This window comes from Acinetobacter sp. TY2 (assembly GCF_046269225.1).
Taxonomy (GTDB): domain Bacteria; phylum Pseudomonadota; class Gammaproteobacteria; order Pseudomonadales; family Moraxellaceae; genus Acinetobacter.
The window spans coordinates 124,475-150,619 of record NZ_JBJZOR010000008.1 but is presented as its reverse complement, the minus strand read 5'-3'; the positions used below and the strand labels follow the sequence as shown (position 1 = coordinate 150,619).

Below are 26,145 nucleotides of genomic sequence, written 5' to 3'. Positions count from 1 at the left end.
GGTGGGCGCTGACGGGATCGAACCGCCGACATTCTGCTTGTAAGGCAGACGCTCTACCAACTGAGCTAAGCGCCCTTTACGACTTCATCGCTTGTGTGGTGCATTATAGAGAAACTTCACAGCCTGTCAAACGCTTTTCATGAAGAAATTGCGTTTTCACGCTCGAGTGATTAAAAAATAGATTATTTTCATTAAAAATGGTGTTTTTTGTATGTTTTTTATCTATTTAAAGATAAGGAATTAATCGATCCATATTTCAATTTTCAATTTTATGCTCAGACAAATATACTAAATCCCCTTCTTTCACCCACTCAAACAGTTCTTCAAGCGGTGTTGTATGCATGCGAATACAACCATGTGAGCGTGGAATACCCATCGGTTCACTCTCAGGTGTACCATGAATGTAAATATATCGGTTAAATGTATCGCAACCTTCTCCCTTGTTAAATCCTTCTTCCAAACCACTGAGCCATAAAATACGAGTCAAAATCCAATCTCGTTCGGGATTCGCGGCACCAAACTCAACAGAATAAATTTCCCCTGTCATTTGACGCGCTTTAAATACAGCATTGGATGGCGCATCTGCACCAATTTTTTGTTCTATACGATGCCAACCTCTAGGCGTTTTACCAGTATTTTCAATTTCACCAATTCCATTAAGTCCCGTTGATACGGTGTAAAACTTATTATGTTTCGGTAATGAAAGCGTTTGCGAGGCTAAATCGATAATAATGTCGGCTTGCTCTATGGAATACATATTTTCTCTCTTTATTGTGTTTATCTCGTTTACCTGACTATTTTCATAACTTAATTTGGCAAATGTTCTTTATTTGGATTCAGTCGTTGCTTCTGGTTCAGGACGCATCCAAAGCCAAATAGCCACACTGAGCATGATAAGATCCGTAAATACTTTTACAGCAATCGGTGCATTGGTAAGTAACATCATGATGCCACTAATCAACATCATGATACTTGCAATCCACTTCGCTTTACGAGGGACTGTACCATTTGCACGCCATGCACGTAAGGTTGCACCGTACTTGGGATGGTTCATTAACCATGTATCCACCTGAGGCCATCCTTTAGATGCTGCCCAAGCTGCTAAGATCAAGAAAACCGTTGTCGGCATACCCGGCAATAACGCACCTATAAATCCGAGTATTATAAATAGAATGACTAGACTTCGCCAAAACACGATTCTCATACAGCAACCCATTTAAAACAATGCTGCAAGTATATATGCTTCAAGCGTGCTTCTGCTGTAGATTTTATATTTCTAAAAACGATTGATGGATACTTTATGACAATGCTTTTTGAACCATGGAAACAGTTTCAACATTCTGCTGTTCGACAATTGGCATTTAGCATTGCAAGCCCTAATATTTTATCCAATATCCCACCAGAGTTATCACTACAGCATGTTTTTGATTTACATCCAAATGGGTTTTGGCAACAACAATATGAAAATTACCATTCTCGTTTGCTTGAACTTGATCAAAACCCTCAGCCCTTAATTGACTTTCTTGCACAGCTAAAGAGTACGCGCTTAGGCTTACGTTTTGAATATTTAATGTGGTTTTGGCTACAGGATGATATGTACCATCATTTCAAACTCATTGGACATAGCATCCAAATTATTCAAGAGAAACAAACCTTAGGTGAACTCGATTTTTTAATATTCAACACGCAAACACAACAAGTTGAACACTGGGAGGTGGCTTTAAAATACTATCTCGCCGAAGCCAATTTAAGCCTACCGCATTGGTACGGTTTAAATCGAACCGACACCCTACAGCGTAAACTTAATCATTTCACACAAAAGCAATTTCAGTTTGAAACTGTTCAAAATCACTCTATTCAAAAGCGTTTTGCTGTTTTTAAAGGACAGCTTTATCTACCAACCATCCTCAAAAATATTTTAGACAATGATTATCTGGCTTTAAATATACCAACGTGGGTCAACCAAGCACGTAATATTGGTTATTGGGGGCATCATATTCCTCAGCCAAATTACTATCGATTACAACGGCAAGAATGGATTTGTCATGATGCAACACTTTCATCACCTCCTGCATATTGGTGGAGCAATGGCCTATACAAAAGTACAGAAAAAGAACAGTTTTATATGTTTCGTCAAGCATCTTTTATTTGTTTGAATGTTGAACAATTGTAGTTTATTGAATTTTGGCATACACAACTAAGTAATTGAAGCGTAAAACAGTAATGGCAAGTCTTGTTAATTTTGCACGCTACAAGAAATTTAAAATAATTTAATCTGGAGATTAAAGATGAAAAAAATTTTAGTTGCTTCAATGCTTTTTGCTTTCGTTTTAACAGGTTGTAATACCGTTAAAGGTGTCGGTAAAGATGTCTCTAAAGCGGGTGATGCCGTTTCGAATTCTGCCGATAAAGTTGAAAAGAAATTGTAATTTTCAACAAATCCATAAGAAACCCTGTATCTATGCAGGGCTTTTTATGCGATTTATATTTGCTAATCACTCAATTTTCATAACTGCTCTTTTTTAAAATATCTATAAGCCTTATTCATCACTCATTTCACATGCACATAATTCATAAATTTTTTTATTACCATATAAAATATCGTATTTTATTTTATTTCAGAATTATCTTGCTCTATGATAAGCATCAATTTGATTAATCGATGCTTGTGTATGAATCGCTCTGAAACGCTGGAACTCAGTTTACAACTCCTTCGCCAACCTTCAGTCACGCCTGTAGATCATACCTGCCAAACCATTATGGCAGACCGCTTGAGCGCCATTGGTTTCAATATCGAAAATATGCGTTTTGAAGATGTAGATAACTTATGGGCACGCCGTGGTACAACTGAACCCGTATTCTGTTTTGCAGGTCATACAGACGTTGTACCAACAGGTCACCTTGACTCATGGGAATCAGACCCGTTCTTACCTGAAATCCGTGATGGTAAATTGTATGGTCGTGGTAGTGCCGATATGAAAACTGCTTTGGCAGCCATGGTGGTTGCTTCTGAGCGTTTCGTTAAAAACCATCCTGACCACAAAGGTTCCATTGCCTTTCTCATTACTTCTGATGAAGAAGGTCCATCAATTAACGGTACAGTCAAAGTCGTAGAGACCCTTGAAGCACGTAAGGAAAAAATGACTTGGTGTTTAGTAGGTGAACCATCTAGCACTGATACTTTAGGTGACATTGTTAAAAATGGTCGTCGTGGCTCACTCAATGCCAAACTGACTGTAAAAGGCAAACAAGGTCATGTGGCATATCCGCACCTTGCCATCAATCCAATTCACGCTGTGTCTAAAGCGCTGTCTGAGCTATGTGAAACAGTTTGGGATCATGGCAATGAATACTTCCCTGCAACATCATTCCAAATTTCAAATATTCAATCAGGTACAGGTGCAACCAACGTTATTCCAGGTACGCTGACTACCTTATTTAACTTCCGCTACTCAACCGAAGTAACGGCTGAAGAGCTTAAAGCACGTGTACTTGAAGTTTTAAATCGTCATAATGTGCAATATGACATTGAATGGACACTTTCAGGTTTACCGTTTTTAACGCCCGTTGGTGAATTAGTGAATGCTGCAACAAAAGCCATTAAAGATGTTACAGGCACAGACACTGAACTATCAACGAGTGGCGGTACATCAGATGGTCGTTTTATTGCACCTACAGGCGCACAAGTACTCGAATTAGGTGTATTAAATGCAACGATTCATCAAATCAATGAACACGTTAATATTGCTGAATTAGAGCCATTGGCTGAAATTTATGAACAAATTTTAGTAAATTTACTTACCTAATTTCTCATCTATTTCAATAGACCTTTTAAATACAAAAAGGACGTTCTAAAACGTCCTTTTTGTATTTCAATCAGATTGGCTTAATTTTAAAGCGCAATACCAATTTTTTTCTGAATAAACTCTAAATCAGGCACGTGATAAGTGGTTTGACCAATCAATACATAATACGCAACACTTTTGTCTTTAATCGTACGATTATCATCAACCACCTCCGAAATACGTAAGCGAATTGATCTCGGCATTTCATTACACATCAGTGCAAATCGTTGATTAGCCTGTTCCCCTTCAACAACTAGTGCTACACCTAGTGTTATATTTGGATTACTCACACTGAATACTGGAAGCTTAACATCATGCCATTCAACCTTATCGACATTAATTGCACTATCGAGTGCAGATAAGACAACATTCTGAGGTAATAACATCGCTTCTTTATCATGACAGTCAATAATATACGCATCAATAAATCCAGTCGAAACCGTAATTAAATGTTGTAGCTCTTGACTGCTGACCTGATCAAATGCAGCACTGATTTCTTTCTTCGCCATCAATATACCTCCCGCTTGTCAGTCAATAAATCTTCTATATTTTCCAACAATTCAGCTTCTTGGAAGGGTTTACCCATATAGTTCGTTACTCCCAAGCTAAATGCACGCTCACGATGTTTTTCACCTGTACGAGAGGTAATCATAATAATTGGCAATTCACGATGAATTTCATGATGGCGAACCAAGTTCGTCACTTCAAATCCGTCCATACGTGGCATTTCAATATCAAGCAACATCAAGTCCGGTTTCACACTTTCAAGTTGCTCAATGGCATCTACACCATCTTTTGCCGTAATCACATCAAAACCATGTCGTTCCAATAAACGTGATGTTACTTTACGTACTGTTACGGAGTCATCAACAATCATCACCAAACGGCGCTGATCACGCTTACGATTTAGATCACGATGATCAATACCATCTTTAACGCGCTGTGTTGATTGGATTTGGCGCGCAATATTTTGCCCATCTAGGATCAGACAGACATGACCATCACCCATGATAGTCGCACCTGAAATTGCACCAATGCTTGAGAATTGCTGCCCAATCGCCTTAACCACAATCTGAGAACGCGAACCAACCAACTGATCAACAAGTAAAGCAATACTCTGCCCCATACTGCCTTTAATGAGCAATACAGGTAATGAATGACCAATTCCTTGTAAACGAGGTGCAGGCTGATTCAATACAAACTCTGACAAATAGCGTAATTTATAAGATTGGTTATCAATACCAAAGAACTCTTCTTTACTATCAAAGAATTCTTCTAATGCCACAGGTGAAATACGCACAATACGATCAATTTGTGATAATGGAACCGCAAACTGCTGATCACCAACTTTCACCATCAAAGCGTCACTTACCGCTACCGTTGTCGGTACACGAATGGTAAATATCGAACCTTGACCTAGTGTGGATTGGACGGTGACTTGCCCACCCATCGACTTAATTTCACTTTGCACAACATCAAGTCCAACACCACGACCAGAAATCTGTGTGACTTGTTTTGCTGTACTGAAACCTGGGTGGAAGATATATTGTAAAATATCTTCTTGGCTCAGCTTTTGATCTTTTTGAATCAAGCCTTTTTCAATAGCTTTAGCTTTAATTATTTCAGCATCTATGCCTTTACCATCATCACTAAATTCAACAATAACATCTGTACCTTGACGGCTAATGTTCAATTCAATCCGACCAGTTTCTGGCTTTTGTACTTGCTGACGAACGTCTTGCTCTTCAATACCATGGTCAATCGCATTTCGTAACATATGTTCAAGTGGCGAAACCAATTTTTCCAAAATTGTGCGGTCAAGCTCGCCTTCGGTATTATTAACAATCAAATCAGTTGGACGATTCAATGTTGTTGCTGTTTGACGAACTAAACGTTGTAAACGTGGCAATAATCTTGAGAATGGAACCAAACGTGTCCGCATCAAACTTTCTTGAATTTCAGCTTGAATACGTGATTGTTGTAATAACAAACTTTCTGTATCGCGAATCTTTTCTGCAATAGTGGTTTTGAAGTCAACCAAATCCGATGCAGACTCTGCCAAAGATTTAGACAATTGATTCAGTGATGAATATTGGTCCATTTCTAAGGGGTCAAAGTCTGCATAACGTGAACCTAAATCCCCATGTTTTGCAATAATTTGTGATTCAAGCTCACCCTCCATTCGACGTAACTGATCGGCTAGACGCTTAATTGCAAGCTCCATATCAACCAATGTATTACCAAGCTGACCTAAGTCCATCTCGATACGTGAACGGTTGATTGCATTCTCACCTGAAAGATCAATCATTTTTTCAATCAAATCAGCTGAGATACGAATCATCTCGCTATTCTGATCAGACTGAGTTGATTGATCCCAGTCACCAAACATTGATGGTGGTTCTGCGCCATCACCTTGAATAAACTCAATCGGACTATGATCGAGCAATAAATCTGTACGTGTCAGCTTATTCGGCAGTTGTACACTAACATCGACATACTGAATATTGCTCAGATTATGTTTTAAACTATCGTAGTGCTGATAATTCTGCTTTTGAATCGCTTCTTTGAGCCATTTTTCAGCAGTTTGTAGCAATGCATCGTATGCATTTGAGTTAAAGTTACTAACAGCAAATTGCTCAAAAGCATTTTCCAGTTCATACGCAATTGAAGCAACGAGATCCAGATGGATCATCTTTGCCCCACCTTTCAAACTATGAAAAATACGCTGCAATTGTAGAAGTAAGCTTCGGTTACCACGTTCATCAAACCACTGTTTTAATAATGGTTCTGCTTCGCTCAATAATTCTTCTGCTTCTTCAAAGAATGTTTCTCGTGCAATCAGTTCAACATGATCAATCTCTTGCTCATCAATTGAATTATCTGTATGTGAACTTTCAACCTCATCAAGAATCGGTGACGCCACATCATCTGCATTCGTATCTGGATGATCAAGCATTTGATCAGCAACGGGTTGATCAGATTTAGCTTGTTCAGTTGACTCTGTTGTTACAAGTTCAGCAGGTTGTTTTTCAATATTACGAAGTAGATCAACAATATTTTCAGATGGATAATCAACACTTTGATCACGAATAATCTGCAAGCGATCTGCAATATCATCCTGTACCAAACGAATACTCTGAACCAATTGTTGTGTTGGTTGCATTTGATTCTTAATAATACGTTCATAAATGGTTTCAAGCTCATGTGCAATCCAACCCACATGTTCAGCTTGTGCCATATTTGCTCCCCCTTTCAGGGTATGCAAATGACGCATCAAATTATTCAATGCTTTAGTACTACTTAGATCTTTAGACCACGTATTGAGGTCTGTATCCATCTCAGCGAGTAATTCATCCGCTTCTTCAATGAAAATTTCCATAATGGTTTCATCAAAATTGCGGAAACTTTCAGCTGAATCGAACTTTTTCTTATCGTCACGAATACGCTGCGCAACAACTTGTGTTAAAGACGCTGTATTATTTGCAACAGATAAAACCTTTGAAACAGCTTCAACATCATCATGGCTTTGTACTTCAATCGTTTCCTGTACATCTTCTACAGGTTGCAGTTCTTGATGTACATAATCACTCAAGTCTTGTATCACTTGATGTGCTTCAGCACTCAGACTGACACGCTGTCCAGATGCAAGTGTATCGAATAAATGAATGAATTCTTGATGTACGCGAGTAAACAACTCAAAAGCATAATCTGTATTGAGTAATTCAGGTTTTTCAAGCACAGCTTCATAAGCGGATTTTAATCCACTTGTAAATTCAAAAATTCCTTGCGATGCGCGATTATTAGTATTTTGAATCAATAAATCTGCTTGCTGAATAAGCTGCTCAAAGTAGCTTGAATGTTCAGCATGTGCACGCTTATCAAACTCAAACTCAGCGTCAAGCAACTGATCAATATTTAAATTAACCAAATGAGAAACAAGATCTTGTGCATGAATTTGATCATGCAATTGCTCGATTTGAAAACCGTAGCGATCCCAAGCATCATTGAATTTTTGCGTAATTTCTGCCGCATGCTCTTTTGAAATCTTATTAGATTTCAACTCATGTAAATAATCACGAACAAATTCAGCATAATGCGTCAACAATGCACTCTCATTAAAGCTAGATTCAGTATCCTCTTGAACCAACATTTTAAATAAATGCTCAATCTTTCCGCTTGCTTCAAAAATATCATCGATATGTGCCATCGATGAACTGCCACGCAAGGTATGTAAGGCACGAATCAAACGATTATATTGATCAGCAGTGTGCTCTTCCTGTTGTAGAAAGTCAGCTATCGTTTGAAGATGTTCTTCAGATTCCTCAATGAAGATAGCAATCGTTTCAGATAGTAACCCATCGTCTTTTTCTTCATCTTGAAATGTATTTGCAGGCACCTCGGCCTGCAACTGCTTCTCACGTGTGAATCTTTCAACGGATGCTTGCTCTGTAATTTCCGCAGTAGCAGGCTCAACAAGCTCTTCTACTGCCATTTCTACAGGTACAGCATCTACGACTTCAGACTCAGCCACGTCTTCAACAAGCTCATCAACACCGCCTACTTCTAGACCTGTAATAACATGAGAGCTGTTTAGTTTTTCAGACAATTGTAATAAATTTTCTAATGCAGGTTCTACGCCCTGATTTTGCTGAATTTGTAAACCAAGTAAAACTAATGGGCGTAAATCAAGATGATGTTCTTTCTTCTCTTTAAACTCATCGTACAATTTATATTTATAAATATTAAATACAGTATTTACGTACCGTTGAACATCTGCAGTCAACATCAAATTTTTAGCAATCACACGATTAAGCGTATCCTCAACCGTCCATGCCAATTCACTAGAGCTTTTCGCACCCACCATACGACCCGAACCCTTCAAGGTGTGGTAGTAGCGTCGAATATTCACCAAGACATCATCTTGGCTATTGTTTTGCATCCACTGTTGAAGCAAAGGATCAAGTGTTTCAAAAATTTCTTCGAGTTCTTCTACAAAAATCTCAAGAATTTCTTCATCCTGTTCTAGATAACTATCTTCAGGCAAAGTGGTATTTTCAACCAAATGTTTTAATACTTCTTTCATAGTTCAGGCTTCTATGTCTAATTCCCATCATCGGGATCTGATCTTTGACTGACTATGTCCGATAGCACAGCCAAGATCTTATTTTATTCAGGATACGTTCAAAAACTTGAAACATATCCTCCCCCGAAACGAAGCAATCCTGTTATTCAGGTAATTTAAAGTCTGATACAGATTGACGCAGTGACTCTGCCATATTTGCAAGTTCAGAAACTGAACGTGCTGTATCGAAAGTCGCTGTTGTGGTCTGTGATGTAATTTCCTGTACAACGTTCATCGTATTTGCAATATGACCTGCAGATGCAGACTGAAGTTTTGCAGATTCAGAAATGCTTCCAATTAAGGTTGCAAGGTTGCCAGATACCAACTGAATTTCATCTAGTGCAACACCCGCATCTTTTGCAAGGTTCGCACCACGCACAACCTCAGATGTCGTTTGTTCCATTGAAATTACAGCTTCGTTTGTATCGGTCTGAATCGTTTTAACCAGTGTTTCAATCTGCTTTGTTGCAGATGCTGAACGTTCTGCAAGACGCTGTACTTCATCCGCAACCACGGCGAAACCACGACCTGCTTCACCTGCCATAGATGCCTGAATTGCTGCATTTAGTGCCAAAATGTTCGTTTGATCGGCAATATCGTTAATCAAAGATACAATGTTACCAATTTCCTGAGACGACTCACCTAAACGTTTAATACGTTTCGAGGTTTCTTGAATCTGCTCACGAATTGTATCCATACCTTCGATTGAACGGTTTACCACTTCCGCGCCATTTGATGCAATTTGTACTGAACGCTGTGCTACTTCCGCAGACTCTGATGCATTTGCAGATACATCGTCAATTGATTGTGCAATTTCGTTAATCGCAGAAGATGCACCCGCAATTTCCTGTGCCTGATGCTCAGATGCTTCAGCCAACTGGTTAGTAATTTGCTGTGTTGTTTGCGTATATTGCGCAACTTCTTGTGATGTGTCATTGATCTGAGATACAAGGTCACGTAATTGGTCAATTGCGAAGTTAATCGAATCGGCAATTGCACCAGTAAAATCTTCAGATACTGTCGCATACGAACGTAAATCACCATCTGCAAGATCGGCAATCTCATCAAGTAAACGTAAAATTGCATTCTGATTACGGTCATACTCATCCTGTAAGCGAGTTACACGAACTTTATCCGAATCACTACGAAGCGTAAGCAACTTAAATGTACTAAATAACAAGAAGCCCAATGCAATAATTAAAATCAAAGCAGGAAGTACTGTTGCTACACCTGTATTGGTTGTTAATGCATTTAATGCTTGAAGTAACTTATCTGACTGCGCAAAAATATCAGATGATGCTTGACGTACATTGATAATTTGAGTCGAGTTTTTCAGTACAGAACTCGATGCTGATTTCAATACTTCATCATAGTCCACTTTAATACTTTCAAGTGATTCACGCATAGAAGGTTCAGTAATCTTCATTACCCCCAACTCTGCATTACCATTTAACTGAGCATCAAGATACGCACCAAAAGTTTCAGTATCGGCATTAAAGTCGTCAGCAGAGGCACGAGAGTTATCAGAACCACCTAAAACTGAACCAATTGAACGTAAAATACGTTCTGCAATAAATACTTGGTTTTTCGCAATAACCACCTGACTACTTGGCATGTTTTCACGCGCCATTTGGTCAACCATTAGATTGTACTCTGCCTGAATACCAGGAATCGCTTCACCAATGGCAATGTTTGTGTCATAAAGATGGTTAATAACTTTTTGTTGTGATGCGATCAAGTTAATGTCTTCAGACACTTGAGACCAAATTTTTTCAACTTCTGCCACACCTTTACCAGAAGAATGTGTATCTTTTACAACAGCCAAGTTATCGGCAAATTTTTTCTGAGAATCAACCAATGCTTTGATTGCTTCAGGTGAACCTGTTGCCATCGCCTCTGTTGACTGACGAGACATGGTTTGAGAAAGTAACCGTAATTCACCCAAACTGCGGGTTAAATCATTGCTTCGAGGAACGGTATAAATCAAAATGAGTAACAGCACTACTGCCGCAACAAGGCTGACGAGAGCCATTTGAATATACGGTTTTGATTTATCGCTATCACCGAACAGTTTTGCAAACTGGTCAATACGAGCTTTCAGTTTAAATCCTACTCCAGAGTTGCTTTTATTTGGAGCAGCATCCCCTGTATTTTTTTTCTTAAGTTTAAAGCCCATTCAGCTTCTCCCCGATACGCTTGATATCTAAATTCCGCGTCAAGACTAATTTATAAATTTTTCCGATGCATTCATATACTTCGGATCATTCAACAAACGACTAAACAAAAATATATTCCAAGCTTGATTATGCTGATGAAAATATCCCTGACAGTACGGTTCAAGCTTCTCTGTCAAATCATTATTTTTTGAAAAGAAACCTTTTTTATTAAAATGTTGAATACCCAAAACCTGATCTACAATCAAACCAACATAATGATCATTTTGGCTAATGCACAAAACTTTTTGAGTTGGGGAAAATTGGCTTCTTTGTCCAGCAATAAAACAAGGTAAATCTGAAACAGATAATAACCTACCTCGAATATTGGCAACCCCCCGCACCCAATCCTGAACGTTCGGAACTGAAGTGTACTTCGGGGGATAAATGACTTCTGCCACCTCACCCAATGGAGCAACAAAATATTGCCCCATCATCTCAAATGCAATGCCTGACCATCGGTTTACTTCCTGTTCGCCTTGCGCATAGCTTTTATTGCCACGCTTAGACAAACGGAGTAATTCGATAAACCCATTCGCTGCCATAATTTATCCCGCACTGAGATATTGCTTAATTACATTTATTAATTGGGTTTCATCAATAGGCTTTGTCAGGTAATCACAAGCACCTTGTCTTTTACCCCAAACACGGTCTGTATCTTGATCTTTAGTACTAACAATCACAATTGGAATATGCTTTGTAACTGCGCCACGTGCAATTTGACGTGTTGCCTGAAAACCATTAACACCAGGCATGACCACATCCATCAACACTAAGTCAGGCAATTCAGCCTGAGCAAGGGTGACACCATCTGCCCCATTTGTTGCTTCTAGTACTTCGTAACCGTGTTTGCTTAAAATTTCCCGAAAACGAAACATTTCCGTCGGTGAATCATCCACAATAAGAATACGTGCCATTTTTTTCCCCAATTACTTTATTTTAATTACGCAACAACAAAAAATTAAGCACTTACATGATTTCTAATCGCATTTAGCAATTCGTCTTTACTAAATGGTTTTGTTAAATACTCATCTGAACCGACAACACGACCTTTGGCTTGGTCAAAAAGACCATCCTTACTCGATAGCATAATTACTGGAATATTCTGATAATTTTGCGAGTTTTTAATCAAAGCACACGTTTGGTAACCATCAAGCCTTGGCATCATAATATCAACAAAAACGATATCAGGATTTGCCTCAGCAATTTTTGACAACGCCTCAAAGCCATCAACCGCTGTAACAACATTACAACCTTCACGTTGTAATAGTGTTTCTGCAGTACGACGAATGGTTTTTGAATCATCAATTACCATGACTTTTAGGTTTTGAAATTTATCGTCCATTTAATGACCCTTCCCATTGATCTGGATTTAATAGAGCTGAACTAATTTATTTTTACAATTAATCAGTATTTTTTAACATATATTCACTTACTTTATCAATGAACATTTATTGGCACAGCTCTCACTTTAATGAGAACCCTATAAAATGCTCACACAAATAAAATTATTATGCTGTATTTTAGTACTTATCTGTTTCTAAATCTAATTAGAAGTCATAAAATGAGGACATTATTACTAATCTATAAGTAAATTACAATTTTCGGGGGAACAATGTTGTATCTCATTGATTCGAATGCAATCCAAAACAGCACTTCATTAAAAAGAATGCTCAAATCACTCGCATTGGTCATTTTATTTTTGAGTGCAACATTATCTCATGGCGCTAATGCACAACCCAAAGCTGTATGGTATCGTTATTACGACAGCAAAGGTGTAGCCAATATCAGCACTTCTGTCACCCCTGCCCATATTCGCTATGGATATGAAGCACTTGATCGTAATATGCAAGTCATTAAACGTAACCAGTCCTACAATGCTGAACAAGATCAGAGACAATCTTCAAATCGTGCAGCACAAGCTAAAAAACAGGACAATGATCTACGTTTAAAACGTGCTTATGGTAATAGTAAAGTCGCAACTCTCAAACGTGATGAGCAACTCAAAAACATCCAAAAACAAATTTCTCTGCAACAACAACAGTTACGCCAACTTCAAACTGATCGTATCGCTTACAAGCGTCAAGAAACTGAATATTATCGTAAAGGTAAACCTGTGCCTGCAGTGTTAAATGATCGCCTGAATTATAATGAACAAAACATCAACACAACAAAAAAATCGATTGAATCATTACAAACTACATACCGGAACACCCAAACAAATTATGAAGATATTATCAATCGATTAAAGGCAATGGAGTAAATTCTACGCCATTCACGTACAGGGATTTATGCATGGGCAATGCCTTTTGGAAGTTTAAATATTTATACTCTCTCAAACAACTTAGCCTGCTGAGCGTGTGCTTGATGTTAGTGGCTTGTAGCCAACCTGAGTTACCAAAAGAAAAAGCGCCTACACAAGCAACTAATAACAATACAATCGAATTAATTCAACAAGATTTAGTCGCCCCCCAAACAGGACTTGCGATTTCAAAAACACCTTTTAGTGGTACTATTCGTGCAATCAATCAAAGTTCAATTCAAGCGCAAGTTTCTGCTACAGCTACGCAAGTCACGATGCAAGTTGGAGAAAAAGTTAAAATTGGACAAGTACTTCTGCAGCTCAACAATCATGATAATGCTGCCCGACTCGCACAAAGCCACGCAAACTTAATGTCCACAAAAGCACAAGCTAATCAAGCAGAACTTATGGTTCAGCGTAAAAAACGATTATATGATCAAGGCTTTATTTCAAAAGTTGAGTATGAACAAAGCCAAGTGGATTACAAAGCACAACTTGAAAATGTCAAAGCTCAACAAGCCAATGTCGATATTGCCCAAAAAGCCAACCAAGATGGTGTAATCAAAAGTCCTATTTCAGGTGTAATTACCAAACGCCAAGTTGAACCTGGTCAAACGGTTACAATAGGGCAAACGCTATTTGAAATAGTTGATCCAGATCATTTAGAGATTCAAGCCAAGTTGCCTGTAGAGCAACAAACTGCACTTAAAATTGGACATAAAATTGAATATAAAATTCAGGGTAATCCACAAGATTTTACTGCTCAGCTCAGTCGTATTTCTCCGATTGCAGATCAAACGAGTCGTCAAGTTGATTTCTATGCACAACCTGAACAAAACATTCCGTCATTGAGTATTGGTGCTTTTATTGAAGGTAATATTCTCGGTAATCAACAGATTGATGGTTTTCAAATTCCACTCGACAGCATTCAAGACTTAAAAACCAAACCTTACGTTTGGCTCATTCGCAATCAAAAAGTGCATAAAGAAGCCGTTAATGTACTAGGTCAACAACCTGAAAATAATCTTGCTATCGTGAAAGGTTTACAATTGGGTGATTTGATTAGTCGCATTAAACTCTCAACACAGGATGTCAACAAAACTGCGATTATTACGCAAGTACGATAACAGGATTTTACGATGTGGCTTACTCGGATTAGTGTCAAATATCCTGTATTTACCATCATGATGATGTTGTGTCTGATGGTACTTGGTCTTGCTTCATGGCAACGAATGAGTGTTGAAGAATTCCCCGATGTCGACTTCCCTTTTATTGTGATCCATACCACCTATGCAGGTGCTTCACCTGAATCGGTTGAGTCTGAAATCACCAAAAAACTTGAAGATCAAATTAATACTATTTCAGGTTTAAAACAACTCACCTCCCAATCAAGTGAGGGTTTGTCGACCATTGTGGCGCAGTTCAATCTCGATATTAGTTCTGCAACAGCCGCTCAAGATGTGCGTGAAAAGATTGCGACTGTGAGCGCCAAATTCCGCGATGAAATTGATCAACCTGTTGTTGAACGATATGACCCGACCTCAAGCCCAATCATGTCTGTAGTTTTTGAATCACAAAATATGAGTTTACGAGAACTCAGCACTTATATTGATCAACGTCTTGTACCACAACTCCGCACCGTTCCAGGCATTGGTTCAGTTAATTTATTAGGTGATTCAAAACGACAAATTCGTATTCATATTGATCCCATTAAATTACAAAGTTTTGGCATTGGTATTGACCAAGTCATTAACACCTTAAAAACTGAAAATACACAAATTCCAACAGGAACATTAAAACAATTTAGTAAAGAAGTGGTTGTCGAAATTCAGTCTAAAATCATCAATCCCATTGATTTTGGAAATTTAATTGTCGCTCAAAAAAATGGTGCACCAATTTATTTAAAACAACTTGCTCAAGTTGAAGATACCCAAGCCGAGCAAACGACAGGTGCTTTTCTCAAAGGTAAGTCTGCTGTTTCCATTGATATTTTACGCAGTGCAGATACCAACGTCATCAATGTCGTCGATGGCAGCTATAAAGTTTTAGATCAAATCAAAACGCAACTGCCTGAAGGAACAAGCCTGCAAGTTGTAGCTGATAGCTCCAAATCTATTCGCGCTACCATTAAAGATGTCGCTCGAACGATTATTGAAGGTGCAGTGCTTGCCGTCATTATCGTCTTATTATTTTTAGGTTCTTTCCGCTCAACCATCATCACAGGTTTAACGTTACCTATTGCCCTACTTGGAACACTTACCTTTATTTGGGCATTTGGTTTTACGATAAACATGATGACTTTGCTTGCTTTGTCACTGTGTATTGGGCTTTTGATTGATGATGCAATTGTGGTACGAGAAAATATTGTTCGCCATGCTGAAATGGGCAAAGATCATATCACTGCGGCACTCGAAGGCACCAAAGAAATTGGACTCGCTGTCTTAGCGACAACTTTGACGATTGTGGCTGTGTTTTTACCTGTTGCCTTTATGGGCGGAATTATTGGACGATTCTTTTATCAATTTGGTGTCACGGTCAGTATTGCGGTACTGATTTCCATGTTTGTCAGTTTCACGCTCGATCCAATGCTGTCTGCACATTGGGCAGAAAAACCGAAAATTAATCAAAAACCATCTATTGTCAAAATATTTTTCAATTGGATTTCAGCTCAACTCGATAAACTCAACCATGTTTATGCACACTTACTGAAACTTGCGCTACGTTTCCGTTTCATCACTATCGCAGTGGCAATCGCATCATTGTTTGGTGCATTGGCTTTATCAAAAATGATTGGAACAGAATTCGTTCCTATTCCCGATAAGGGCGAAATTCGCATTAAATTTGAAACGCCTGTCGATGCTTCACTTGAGTATACCGAAGCAAAACTCAAACAAGTTGATCAAATCGTGCGACAAAATCCATTGGTCATTTCAACTTATGGTGTAATTAATGGCGCAACAGATCGTGGTAAAAACCATGTTTCGTTGAAAGTTTCAGTCATTCCCAGACAACAACGTACTGAAACATTGACCGACATTAATAATGAATTTCGTTCAAGATTAGAAAATATTGCAGGAATCAGCATTACCTCCGTGGCATCGGCCGATGAAACTGTGTCTGGTGGACAAAAGCCAATTATGATTTCTATCAAAGGACAAGACCTAGAAGAATTGCAAAAAATTTCCGATCGTTTTATGCAACAAATGGCACAAGTCAAAGGTATTGTCGATCTAGAAAGCTCCCTCAAAGATCCGAAACCGACTTTATCAATGACGGTCAATCGCGCTATGGCGAGTGACCTTGGACTTTCAGTCAATCAAATTGGTAATGTATTGCGCCCTCTTATAGCAGGAGATAATGTCACTACTTGGGAAGATGATCGTGGCGAAACTTATGATGTAAATCTACGTTTAAATGATCATCAACGGACCATTCCGCAAGATATTCAGCGCCTATATATCAACTCAAATAAGACAGATACTAATGGGCAAAGCATTCTCATTCCACTATCAAGTGTCACAACATTAGATCAAAGCTATGGTGCTTCACAAATTAATCGACGTGATTTGTCTCGTGAAATTTTGATTGAAGCCAATACTTCAGGTCGACCTGCGGGTGATATTGGTAAAGATATTCAAAAAATTCAAGATAATTTTAAGCTACCTGTAGGTTATAGCTTTGATACACAAGGTGCCAATGCAGACATGGCGGAGTCGGCAGGTTATGCACTCACAGCTGTTACGCTATCGATTGTGTTTATTTATATTGTTTTAGGTTCGCAGTTCAACAGCTTTATTCACCCTGCTGCAATTATGGCATCACTCCCTTTATCGCTGATTGGTGTTTTCCTTGCATTGTTCTTGTTTAAAAGCACCATGAACCTATTTTCGATTATTGGCATTATCATGCTCATGGGTTTGGTCACCAAAAATGCCATTCTTCTTATCGATTTCATAAAAAAAGCCATGGAAAATGGACAGAATCGTTACGATGCAATTCTTCAAGCAGGCACAACGCGTCTGCGTCCAATTTTAATGACCACAAGTGCAATGGTGATGGGTATGATTCCGCTTGCTTTAGGGCTTGGTGAAGGTGGCGAACAAAGTGCCCCTATGGCACATGCAGTCATTGGCGGTGTCATCACTTCCACCTTACTCACTTTAGTCGTGGTTCCAGTGATTTTCACATTATTAGATGATGTTAAAAATTTTAGTATTCGGCTATTTAAAAAATTGAGCTAAACGATCTTAAAATATTGCTGACTTTTGCTCAACCTTGCTGAAACTCTCAGAAGTCCTCAGCATTTTTATTGTATACTTCAGCTCTTAATAATTAACTATTTCAGGACAATCTTCATGCGCGCGAGTCGCTTTTTATTTGCAACGCTAAGAGAAACCCCAAACGATGCTGAAGTGATCTCACATCAGCTTATGCTTCGTGCAGGGATGATTCGTAAATTGGCTTCAGGCTTGTATAGCTGGTTGCCAATGGGTGTTCGTGTACTAAATAAAGTTGAAGCAATTGTCCGTGAAGAAATGAACCGTGCAGGCTCACTCGAAACATTGATGCCCGTAACTCAACCTGCAAGTTTATGGGAAGAATCAGGTCGCTATGTTCAATACGGTCCTGAACTCTTACGCTTCAAAGACCGCCACAACAATGACTTTGTTCTTGGTCCTACGCATGAAGAAGTAATCACAGATCTTGCACGTAACGAGTTGAAAAGTTACAAACAATTGCCAATCAACTTCTACCAAATTCAAACCAAATTCCGTGACGAAATTCGTCCACGTTTTGGTGTGATGCGTTCACGTGAATTTACTATGAAAGATGCGTATTCTTTCCACGTAGATCAAGCATCATTACAAGAAACTTATGATGAAATGTACGCAGCTTATTGCCGTATTTTCACACGTCTAGGCTTAAACTTCCGCCCTGTTCAAGCAGATACAGGCTCAATTGGCGGTTCAGGTTCACATGAATTTCATGTTTTGGCATCAAGTGGTGAAGATGACATCGCATTTTCAACTGAATCTGATTATGCTGCAAACGTCGAGATGGCTGAAGCACTACTTGTTGGCGAACGCGCCGCACCAACACAAGAACTTAAAGTTGTCGATACTCCTGCACAAAAAACGATTGAAGAAGTGTCTGCATTTTTACAAACAGATCCTGCAAAATCAGTAAAAGCCCTCTTGGTTCAAGGCGTAGCAGATGACAAAGGTAATACGCCGGTTGTTGCACTATTTTTACGTGGTGATCATGAGCTTAATGAAATTAAAGCAGAAAAGCATGCTGAGATTGCATCACCACTTACATTTGCAACAGAGGAACAAATTCAAGCCAATGGTTTAACACCAGGTTTCTGCGGTCCTCAAGGTTTAGTTGAAAAAGGCTTAACTGTTATTATTGACCGCTCTGCATCAGTGCTTTCTGATTTTGTTGCTGGTGCAAATGAAGCAGATAAACATGCAACAGGTGTAAACTGGGAACGTGATGCTCAATTCACTGAAATTTTCGATTTACGTAATGTCGTTGAAGGTGACCCATCGCCTGATGGCAAAGGTACAATCCTGATTAAACGCGGTATTGAAGTAGGTCATATTTTCCAACTCGGTAAAAAATATTCTGAAGCACTTGGTTGTAAAGTACTTGGTGAAGATGGCAAACCATTCACAGTGACAATGGGTTGCTATGGCATTGGTGTAACACGTGTAATTGCATCTTCAATTGAACAAAATTTTGATGATAAAGGCATTATTTGGCCAATGGCGATTGCACCTTTTGAAGTTGCAATTGTTCCAATGAATGCACACAAATCACCACGTACAGTTGAAGCTGCAGAAGCACTATATGCAGAACTTCAAGCAGCAGGTTATGATGTAATCCTTGACGATCGTAACGAACGCCCAGGTGTTAAATTCTCTGATTTAGAATTGACAGGTATTCCACATCGTATTGTGATTGGTGAAAAAGGTTTGGATGCTGGTACTTTTGAATACAAAGGTCGTAAAGATGCTGAATCTATAAATATTTCTAAAGAAGAGTTATTGGCAAAAATTGCAAAATAATTTGCCATTCAAAATAAAAAATCCCGCTTAATGCGGGATTTTTTATGAATATCATCAAGCATCGTATGCCATAATCAAACTATAAACCTGAAATTCTGACTTTAAGATTGGTTATAGAAGCACCAACTGCTCCAATATTCCCCATCGAACCATTTTTAATACCATTAAAAATATTTGGATCAGAAACACCTGTATCACCTAACATCACGTTATTTAATGCAACATCAACTTTATCTGAAGTAATTTTATCTGTAGCATTCAAACCATAATTACCAAAAACGACACCACCCTTTTCAATGCCCGCATGAAACTGATCTAGTCTAAATCCTGTTGTTGCATTGTTTGCTTGAAGCTGAAAGTTAAAAGAAGCCGATGTGGTATCGGATACAATACTGATCGGACAACCTGAACCTGTACCACAAATGGACTGAATTGCACCACTAAATGCCAACATATGGCTTTGTGGTACATTACCAAGCTGTACATTTAATCCAGGTTTATTAGTATTATGAAAAGCAATTTCAAAATTATTTGATGCACTACCAATGTTTAGAATTTTTTTAACATCAGCATTCAATGTGCCTGTTGTTGCATAAATTGACTTATTATTCACTGCATCAGACGTTGAAGTCGCACTCGCTACATAAATTGAAAATGGCGAAATTTTGATACCCGTAATATTTTGAGCAATACTTATACCAATATTTGCAAATGGTTTTCCACCACCACCATCCGTATCTATAATTGTAGAAATACTTGAGTTTGCATTTGCACCAACTAAATTAATAGAAACAGGCGTATTTGTTTGCCCTGCAAGCACTAGAGATGCTCGACCTTTATAATCACTACCTGTTGATATGCCATCATTATCAATGATCGAAGCTTGTTTCAATTCTATTTTACTTACGCCAAGACCAATGTTGATTCCATCTTGTCCAGTTGTATTAGACAGGATCTCATCATCTAATGGCTGCATTGCCATAGTTAGCGGACTGTATAACAAGATTGATATACACCCTAGCATTATATTTTTTCTCATCATCCTAATCCTTAGGAAATATTTTAGTTATTTCGAGTCGCATTCAGTGTAATGTCTTTTCGAATTCCATCCAATTGCAAACCGATAAACAGTATACATTTTTAGATTAATTAACGAGGAATAATACCTAACTCCGTCTTCAATCTTCCACCTGTAATTGCAATCTCACCTAAACGTGCTCCCATACCTGTATTTGGTGGATAAAAGTTTAAATCTTTTGCTTTAAATACGCCTGCTGCAGTTTGATCAGGATTAAAATTAAATGTTGAGTTAAAACCAACCTTACCTTTTCCTGATTCTTGATCTTTACTAATCACAATTGCGTTATTAAAGCTAACTTTACCCGTTAAATTATCTAAACCAATGGTTGAGCCATTAATCGGATCACTAATTTGAATGGTATTACCTGTATTTGCCAAAGTAAGATCACCTACAATTGACATTTTTCCGCCGTCATCAATATTATTATTTGGAATTAATGATAGGTTTATATCACCGCCTAATCGTAATTTAGCACCCACCAAGACATCATCAGCTAAAGCAAAGTTATTGAGAGAAGCACTACTCTTCACCCCACACGCAAGACTTGCAGCAGCAACACCTGTTGCACATGACTTATAGGTTGTACCTGGCAAATAACCTGCGGCAACTTCTGCAGCCATGACAATTAGCATGTTTCTCAAACTAATATTTACACTACCTTTCTCAATACCGATATTACCGTCACCCTTGAGTAACATATCAACATTTCTAAGCCCCATGTAGTAATCAGTTGTTTTCCCTGCACCATACTTACCACCATCAATCACAAGAATAGAGGTCGTCTTATTCCCAAGTTTGATTTTATTCGCATCACGATCTATACCTTGCGTGCTCATCGCTAAAGAAAACCCAAGACGAGCGGTTTGATTAGCCGTTGCACTCACCTGATTTTTCTTACCATCAATCGTATAATAGTAAGCAGTATTTCCTGGTACTGTTGCTCCATACATTGCCATATTGGTGTTCAAATTATAAAAAGGAAGTGCCAATCCCCAATCATTATTTGAACCATTATCTGCAAATAGTTTTGTTGGATCAGTTACACCTGCTGTTGTGGTAAAACGACCTCGGCGTGAAATTGCTTGGAATTCCCCACCACGAATCGACATCATCACAGCATATGGATTATTGACTAAGTTATGAATATTTTGACTATAATCTGCTTGAGAGGTTAAAAAACTATTATTTCCAAACCGAGAAGTTTGAAATGTCTCATTTTCAGGCAGTGCAACTGTTTTCGTATCTATTAAGTTAAGATAAATATTACCACTGTCAAAGGTACCACGTGTATTCGGCTGTAATCCTGTTAAGTTACCAAACTCGAATCCATAAGAATTCAGACCTGCGCCACCAATTTCTAAAGTTGTTGCTTTGCCATCGGTGCCCAACATTGAGTCACCATCTTTGGTAAAATCTGCTTTCATACGAAAGGCTATACCAGAGCCTCCCATAATATTGTTACCACTCGTACCACTAGAACTCGTTGCCTTACCTAATAGATCATTATCACCAGTTGTCGTTAATCCTCGTAATTGTAACTGACCATTCACCATACGACCACTTGCACCCACACGGATTAAACCTTTTGCATTTGGAGGTGTATTGGTTGTTGTATCTAAAGCATAAGGAGCATTTTTATCAACATTTTTATTGAGCATAAACTCAAGGTTTAGACCTGACCCCGTTGTTACACTCCCATTTCCATATGTTCCTGTGTTAATAAATCCAGCCTTTCCTGATGCTGAATCCTCAACGCGTGTAAAATCAACGTAACCATTATTCGCATCGGGTTGCGTCGTGGAATTTGCATCTGTCCCACTATTGGTTTTCATGATAAAACCATTTTTTGAGTCAACATACATATGACCTTTACCAATGAAGTTAAAGTTCATATTTTTTAGAATGAGTTGATTCAGCTCATTATTGGTATCAGTTTGTCCAAGATATATATTGGCATTTTTAAGCCCTAAAACTAAATCTGACTGACTTGTTGAACTAAATAAACCATCACGTGTTTTCAAGGCAAAATTTAAAGGTGAAGTTGTCTGTACAGCTAAACTTCCAATTGAAGGGCTACATCCTGTCGTATTATTATCAGTATTACAAATTCTAAATGAATCAACAGTTAATAACATTGGATTCAGCGCCAACTGTAAATCCACACCTGATTTTCCTGCTTGACTCCCCATATCAAGCTTTAAATCTATACCCGGTGTAACAGTTGCAACATTACTTTTAGTAATTTTAACTTTATCTGCTGTTGCTGTTAATTCTTGCTTTTGACTCGTTGCAAATGTTCCACGACCTGCTTGATCCGTCCAATACAATGTATCCACATTAGCTTCATCAAAGCTTGTCACTATGTGTACGCCATCCTGCCCATTCACAGCACGCATATCACCGTCATCTAACGCTTGTAATGCATGAACAGAACCACTCAACAACATCATGCTAAATTTAAGCGTATTTAGAATAAATCCATTTTTGTGACTTTGTTTTTTATTTTTCATCACTCATTCCCTATTAACTTTTCACAGCAAACTAACAACGTGGATGATTTGCATCACAGCTAAACATCATAATTTTACCTTGCATGACCAAATTACCATTCATTTTCATACCCATAAAGCCTTTTTCACGACCATGGTCATACGCAGAATTTGGTGCATTCGCTGAAGTATAAGTATCTGTTTTTAGATAACCATAATCACCAATAGGCGTAGATGATGTTGAACCATCTGTAACCAAATTGTCACCTGACATCGCACTTGTAAAATTGTCTTGTTCAATTGCAACAGAATTAAAACCATAGTTACGAATAAGTAATGGCTTATTTGGATCAAAACTCAATTGAATTGCAGGCTTAATACGCTCAACGCCATCTTTACCCTTTAAAACAAGGTCAACTCCATCTAAACCTAGTTTTTGTATATCAAGCGTTCCCTGTATTCCTTTGAAGACAACCCATAACTTATTTCCACTTATACTATCTTCAAGAAAACTACCTGGCTTAGATGCATCAGGTTTTACAAATCTCTTATTTACCGATATTGCCATATGACAGAAAGCAAGGTTTTTACATGCTCCATCTGTCGTGTCAAATTTAAAATCACTCGTGTGATTTAAAGATAATTTCAATGAAAGATCAGCACCTGCCTGTCCTTCTACCAATTGTAAGTCGGTATCAGACATCGGTTCCATCGCAAAAACCCCAACACTTATAAGGCTTGTCATAAGGAAAAGAACTGTTTTTTTCATGATAAATCTCCTTATAAGCCTTTCGTTGTAATTTTCATATGCTGAATTAACATACCGTCAATAACAGCTGAACCTAAATTATTTAATGCAACTCCTGGTAAGGTTGGTGTTGGAACCATATTTGTTGAAGGAAGTGTAACGCCTGTTTTTCCATTACTCGCACCAATTAAATTATCAACCGTAGCATTTGCTGTTGATTGCCAAGCCGCACCATTTAAATTGGTGTCAGACCATGTACGGTTTGCCGAAGTACCATAAATAGGCGTACTTCCTGAAGTATTATTACAATTGTATGTACAATTATTTGCATTATTCGGTTTTATTGTTAGCGAAGGTGTTTCTATTTTCCCATTTACACCAATATAAGACCATTGGTACAAATGCCCAACTGTGGTTGTACATTGCCAAATCAAATTACACTGTACTCTTTGATTCCACGTTTCATCACCCAAATTACGCTGTGCATACTTAACTTCAGTACCCGTCACACTAGAGGTAGCCGTTGCTTGAAAATTCGAACCAAAGGCAATACCTACTGCATCTGCACCATTATAAGCGATTAATGACTTGCCTCCATCAGGCGTATAAACACTACCAATACTGATACTACTGTGTGTCGCAGAAGAACCTTGATACTTTTTGCCACCCAAAGTCACTTCTGTACCACAACTATATACATTACATGTTGAGCCCTTATAAGAAGAATCAATTGCTCCGTTATAGCCATAATCAGTATAAATCTGCTTATAAATACTTTCTTTGTTTGGAATGCGGGCTAATTCCAAGCTAAAGTTTTTACCATCTGAACCTACAATGAGTGGCTGATATAAGTTACCTAAAACCAAGTTTGTATTTAGGTTGTAAATTGAAACACCTTCATTTGCGTCAAAACTTGGTGCTAATCCACCATTAATTGCAGGCGTATATAAGTTTTGTGTCCCATTAGCTGATGTAGCCGTTTCACGTGTACTTAAACGTAAAACATTATTTTTATACTCATCTGGCAATTCCCAAGTACGTTGTACTTCTCGCGTATCCGTTCGGGTTCTTTTTTGTACAATATAACCACAACCTGTCCCACTACCAATGCTAGAACCTGAAGCACCAGTATTATTACAATTTCCGGAAGTTGCGGTACTTAAATTGGAATCTGCACCTGCGTGAATAGTCTGCCAATCAGACATCACTCCAGTTTTTGAGTTTGTTGTATCTGTATCCTTTTGTATTAATTTAAGATTCGTTGCATCACCACTATTAAAACGAAGAACACCTGACAGACCTAAAGTTTTATCATAAAAAGGACTTAAACCCGTCTGCCCAGTTGCACCACCAAGTGTTTGGAATAACTGAATTTTACTACCATTAATACTAAAGTTATTCCAAATTGCCTGTAAACGAATACGAGCGATCATCCCCGAATCTAATGGATTTTGACCAGCTACAGCAGTTGTCGTCCCTTCTACTATGTTAGGGTTTCGCTGAAAAGCATCTGCCCACATGGCTAATTTTAACTTATACGCATCAGCACCTATTGCATCTCTAGCTCCCACTTCATAAAGCGGAGCTTCTAGTGCCATATAAGTTACATCACCTGTTTCAGTATTTTTGGATGAGCCTACATCTTGTGTAAAAGTCGGTATGTTTTTCGCAGTATCTACTTTTAAAATCCAAGGATTGGTTGCAGTTCCCCAACTTGAAATTGCTGCTTTTGCAGCTGTATTTGCTAAACGAGAGTTCGAATCATCATCCGACTTAGAAAGCGCCAAGCCATACATATAAAGATCAGCTTTTCCAGCCCCACTTGCCTTAGCCTCGCTAGACAATGGACCCACCGGAATGTAATGAATATATCCTGTGTCTTTGGTACGGTCAGCCAAAACGTTCGTAGCGGATTCATTTGCACCTGCCTCGCGAAATACCATATATGCATCTGTTGGTAAAAGTGCAATACCTTCACCTGTCGTATCACTAAGGCTTTCATCTGACAAAGTTTCAAGTGCAAAACAAGACTGGCTTAAACATAAACCAATGAAACTCGCTAAAACGGTTTTTTTTAAATATACCGTATAATTGAGTGTAGTCATCTATGACTTTCCTTTGTTATACGATGCTCCGCACCATATTATTATTTGATATTCCTACTCTTTCATGCGTTTTAACACGCCTGACATTCCGTGTCACCGAGTATTATGTTAGCCAATTCACATATTTATAATATAGAACTTATCTGATTATCGCAAAACTTTAGCGACT

General features: G+C 38.4%; 19 protein-coding genes and 1 tRNA gene. 7 read left to right on the top strand and 13 right to left on the bottom strand.

The annotated features are described in order from the left end of the window. Positions 1 to 2 precede the first annotated feature (2 nt). The 3 genes from ACK1JC_RS07390 to ACK1JC_RS07380 all read right to left on the bottom strand — a co-directional run bounded on the left by ACK1JC_RS07390 (position 3) and on the right by ACK1JC_RS07380 (position 1,204). Positions 3 to 75 (bottom strand) — tRNA-Val (locus ACK1JC_RS07390). A 181-nt stretch (positions 76 to 256) separates the two neighbouring features. Further along, positions 257 to 757, bottom strand: coding sequence for a cell wall-recycling L,D-carboxypeptidase ElsL (gene elsL, locus ACK1JC_RS07385; RefSeq protein WP_409511215.1), 501 nt, complete (start codon positions 755 to 757; stop codon positions 257 to 259). A 69-nt stretch (positions 758 to 826) separates the two neighbouring features. Next, positions 827 to 1,204 (bottom strand): YbaN family protein, encoded by a 378-nt coding sequence (locus tag ACK1JC_RS07380; protein ID WP_409511214.1) that lies wholly within the window; start codon positions 1,202 to 1,204, stop codon positions 827 to 829. Between the two features lie 96 nt (positions 1,205 to 1,300). Between ACK1JC_RS07380 and ACK1JC_RS07375 the strand changes: the two genes are divergently transcribed. From ACK1JC_RS07375 to dapE, 3 genes are all read left to right on the top strand, one after another. Then, complete coding sequence (locus tag ACK1JC_RS07375; protein WP_409511213.1) at positions 1,301 to 2,173, top strand: DUF1853 family protein; 873 nt, start codon at positions 1,301 to 1,303, stop codon at positions 2,171 to 2,173. Positions 2,174 to 2,288: 115 nt separating this feature from the next. Continuing rightward, the gene (locus tag ACK1JC_RS07370; RefSeq protein WP_409511212.1) at positions 2,289 to 2,429 is read left to right on the top strand and encodes an entericidin A/B family lipoprotein; all 141 of its coding nucleotides are present in this window, start codon (positions 2,289 to 2,291) and stop codon (positions 2,427 to 2,429) included. A 243-nt stretch (positions 2,430 to 2,672) separates the two neighbouring features. Then, positions 2,673 to 3,806, top strand: a complete 1,134-nt coding sequence (gene dapE, locus ACK1JC_RS07365; protein WP_409511211.1) for a succinyl-diaminopimelate desuccinylase — start codon at positions 2,673 to 2,675, stop codon at positions 3,804 to 3,806. Positions 3,807 to 3,892: 86 nt separating this feature from the next. Here dapE and ACK1JC_RS07360 read toward each other — a convergent pair whose 3' ends face one another. From ACK1JC_RS07360 to pilG, 6 genes are all read right to left on the bottom strand, one after another. Further along, on the bottom strand, positions 3,893 to 4,354 hold the full coding sequence (locus tag ACK1JC_RS07360; RefSeq protein WP_409511210.1) for a hypothetical protein: 462 nt from the start codon (positions 4,352 to 4,354) through the stop codon (positions 3,893 to 3,895). Next, positions 4,354 to 8,928, bottom strand: a complete 4,575-nt coding sequence (locus ACK1JC_RS07355) for an Hpt domain-containing protein (RefSeq protein ID WP_409511209.1) — start codon at positions 8,926 to 8,928, stop codon at positions 4,354 to 4,356. Before ACK1JC_RS07355 ends, ACK1JC_RS07360 begins: the two co-directional genes overlap by 1 nt. Positions 8,929 to 9,070: 142 nt before the next feature. After that, the gene (locus ACK1JC_RS07350; RefSeq protein WP_409511208.1) at positions 9,071 to 11,143 is read right to left on the bottom strand and encodes a methyl-accepting chemotaxis protein; all 2,073 of its coding nucleotides are present in this window, start codon (positions 11,141 to 11,143) and stop codon (positions 9,071 to 9,073) included. 45 nt (positions 11,144 to 11,188) lie between these two features. Beyond that, on the bottom strand, positions 11,189 to 11,725 hold the full coding sequence (locus ACK1JC_RS07345) for a chemotaxis protein CheW (RefSeq protein WP_409511207.1): 537 nt from the start codon (positions 11,723 to 11,725) through the stop codon (positions 11,189 to 11,191). A 3-nt stretch (positions 11,726 to 11,728) separates the two neighbouring features. Further along, positions 11,729 to 12,097, bottom strand: coding sequence for a response regulator (locus ACK1JC_RS07340; RefSeq protein WP_409511206.1), 369 nt, complete (start codon positions 12,095 to 12,097; stop codon positions 11,729 to 11,731). Positions 12,098 to 12,141: 44 nt separating this feature from the next. Next, positions 12,142 to 12,525, bottom strand: a complete 384-nt coding sequence (gene pilG, locus ACK1JC_RS07335) for a twitching motility response regulator PilG (RefSeq protein WP_409511205.1) — start codon at positions 12,523 to 12,525, stop codon at positions 12,142 to 12,144. Positions 12,526 to 12,849: 324 nt separating this feature from the next. Between pilG and ACK1JC_RS07330 the strand changes: the two genes are divergently transcribed. The 4 genes from ACK1JC_RS07330 to ACK1JC_RS07315 all read left to right on the top strand — a co-directional run bounded on the left by ACK1JC_RS07330 (position 12,850) and on the right by ACK1JC_RS07315 (position 19,553). Further along, the gene (locus tag ACK1JC_RS07330) at positions 12,850 to 13,443 is read left to right on the top strand and encodes a hypothetical protein (protein ID WP_409511222.1); all 594 of its coding nucleotides are present in this window, start codon (positions 12,850 to 12,852) and stop codon (positions 13,441 to 13,443) included. Positions 13,444 to 13,475: 32 nt separating this feature from the next. Further along, positions 13,476 to 14,609, top strand: coding sequence for an efflux RND transporter periplasmic adaptor subunit (locus tag ACK1JC_RS07325; RefSeq protein WP_409511204.1), 1,134 nt, complete (start codon positions 13,476 to 13,478; stop codon positions 14,607 to 14,609). Positions 14,610 to 14,621: 12 nt separating this feature from the next. After that, positions 14,622 to 17,723 carry an efflux RND transporter permease subunit gene (locus ACK1JC_RS07320; protein WP_409511203.1) on the top strand — a complete coding sequence of 1,034 codons (3,102 nt, stop codon included), beginning with the start codon at positions 14,622 to 14,624 and terminating at the stop codon, positions 17,721 to 17,723. Between the two features lie 114 nt (positions 17,724 to 17,837). Continuing rightward, a complete protein-coding gene (locus ACK1JC_RS07315) occupies positions 17,838 to 19,553 on the top strand; it encodes a proline--tRNA ligase (protein WP_409511202.1) in 1,716 nt (571 codons plus the stop codon). A gap of 79 nt (positions 19,554 to 19,632) precedes the next feature. On the opposite strand, the gene ACK1JC_RS07310 is transcribed toward ACK1JC_RS07315, so the two are convergent. The 4 genes from ACK1JC_RS07310 to ACK1JC_RS07295 all read right to left on the bottom strand — a co-directional run bounded on the left by ACK1JC_RS07310 (position 19,633) and on the right by ACK1JC_RS07295 (position 25,976). Next, a complete protein-coding gene (locus tag ACK1JC_RS07310) occupies positions 19,633 to 20,592 on the bottom strand; it encodes a FilA (protein WP_409511201.1) in 960 nt (319 codons plus the stop codon). 110 nt (positions 20,593 to 20,702) lie between these two features. After that, positions 20,703 to 23,144, bottom strand: coding sequence for a DUF6160 family protein (locus ACK1JC_RS07305; RefSeq protein ID WP_409511200.1), 2,442 nt, complete (start codon positions 23,142 to 23,144; stop codon positions 20,703 to 20,705). Between the two features lie 31 nt (positions 23,145 to 23,175). After that, positions 23,176 to 23,892: a hypothetical protein gene (locus tag ACK1JC_RS07300; protein WP_409511199.1), complete on the bottom strand. Its 717-nt coding sequence runs from the start codon at positions 23,890 to 23,892 to the stop codon at positions 23,176 to 23,178. Positions 23,893 to 23,903: 11 nt separating this feature from the next. Continuing rightward, positions 23,904 to 25,976, bottom strand: a complete 2,073-nt coding sequence (locus tag ACK1JC_RS07295; RefSeq protein WP_409511198.1) for a hypothetical protein — start codon at positions 25,974 to 25,976, stop codon at positions 23,904 to 23,906. Positions 25,977 to 26,145: the final 169 nt, after the last annotated feature.

Coding starts and splice junctions, on each gene's coding strand:
- elsL (WP_409511215.1), bottom strand. CDS start 757: ATGTATTCCATAGAGCAAGCCGACATTATTATCGATTTAGCCTCGCAA.
- ACK1JC_RS07380 (WP_409511214.1), bottom strand. CDS start 1,204: ATGAGAATCGTGTTTTGGCGAAGTCTAGTCATTCTATTTATAATACTC.
- ACK1JC_RS07375 (WP_409511213.1), top strand. CDS start 1,301: ATGACAATGCTTTTTGAACCATGGAAACAGTTTCAACATTCTGCTGTT.
- ACK1JC_RS07370 (WP_409511212.1), top strand. CDS start 2,289: ATGAAAAAAATTTTAGTTGCTTCAATGCTTTTTGCTTTCGTTTTAACA.
- dapE (WP_409511211.1), top strand. CDS start 2,673: ATGAATCGCTCTGAAACGCTGGAACTCAGTTTACAACTCCTTCGCCAA.
- ACK1JC_RS07360 (WP_409511210.1), bottom strand. CDS start 4,354: ATGGCGAAGAAAGAAATCAGTGCTGCATTTGATCAGGTCAGCAGTCAA.
- ACK1JC_RS07355 (WP_409511209.1), bottom strand. CDS start 8,928: ATGAAAGAAGTATTAAAACATTTGGTTGAAAATACCACTTTGCCTGAA.
- ACK1JC_RS07350 (WP_409511208.1), bottom strand. CDS start 11,143: ATGGGCTTTAAACTTAAGAAAAAAAATACAGGGGATGCTGCTCCAAAT.
- ACK1JC_RS07345 (WP_409511207.1), bottom strand. CDS start 11,725: ATGGCAGCGAATGGGTTTATCGAATTACTCCGTTTGTCTAAGCGTGGC.
- ACK1JC_RS07340 (WP_409511206.1), bottom strand. CDS start 12,097: ATGGCACGTATTCTTATTGTGGATGATTCACCGACGGAAATGTTTCGT.
- pilG (WP_409511205.1), bottom strand. CDS start 12,525: ATGGACGATAAATTTCAAAACCTAAAAGTCATGGTAATTGATGATTCA.
- ACK1JC_RS07330 (WP_409511222.1), top strand. CDS start 12,850: ATGCTCAAATCACTCGCATTGGTCATTTTATTTTTGAGTGCAACATTA.
- ACK1JC_RS07325 (WP_409511204.1), top strand. CDS start 13,476: ATGGGCAATGCCTTTTGGAAGTTTAAATATTTATACTCTCTCAAACAA.
- ACK1JC_RS07320 (WP_409511203.1), top strand. CDS start 14,622: ATGTGGCTTACTCGGATTAGTGTCAAATATCCTGTATTTACCATCATG.
- ACK1JC_RS07315 (WP_409511202.1), top strand. CDS start 17,838: ATGCGCGCGAGTCGCTTTTTATTTGCAACGCTAAGAGAAACCCCAAAC.
- ACK1JC_RS07310 (WP_409511201.1), bottom strand. CDS start 20,592: ATGAGAAAAAATATAATGCTAGGGTGTATATCAATCTTGTTATACAGT.
- ACK1JC_RS07305 (WP_409511200.1), bottom strand. CDS start 23,144: ATGAAAAATAAAAAACAAAGTCACAAAAATGGATTTATTCTAAATACG.
- ACK1JC_RS07300 (WP_409511199.1), bottom strand. CDS start 23,892: ATGAAAAAAACAGTTCTTTTCCTTATGACAAGCCTTATAAGTGTTGGG.
- ACK1JC_RS07295 (WP_409511198.1), bottom strand. CDS start 25,976: ATGACTACACTCAATTATACGGTATATTTAAAAAAAACCGTTTTAGCG.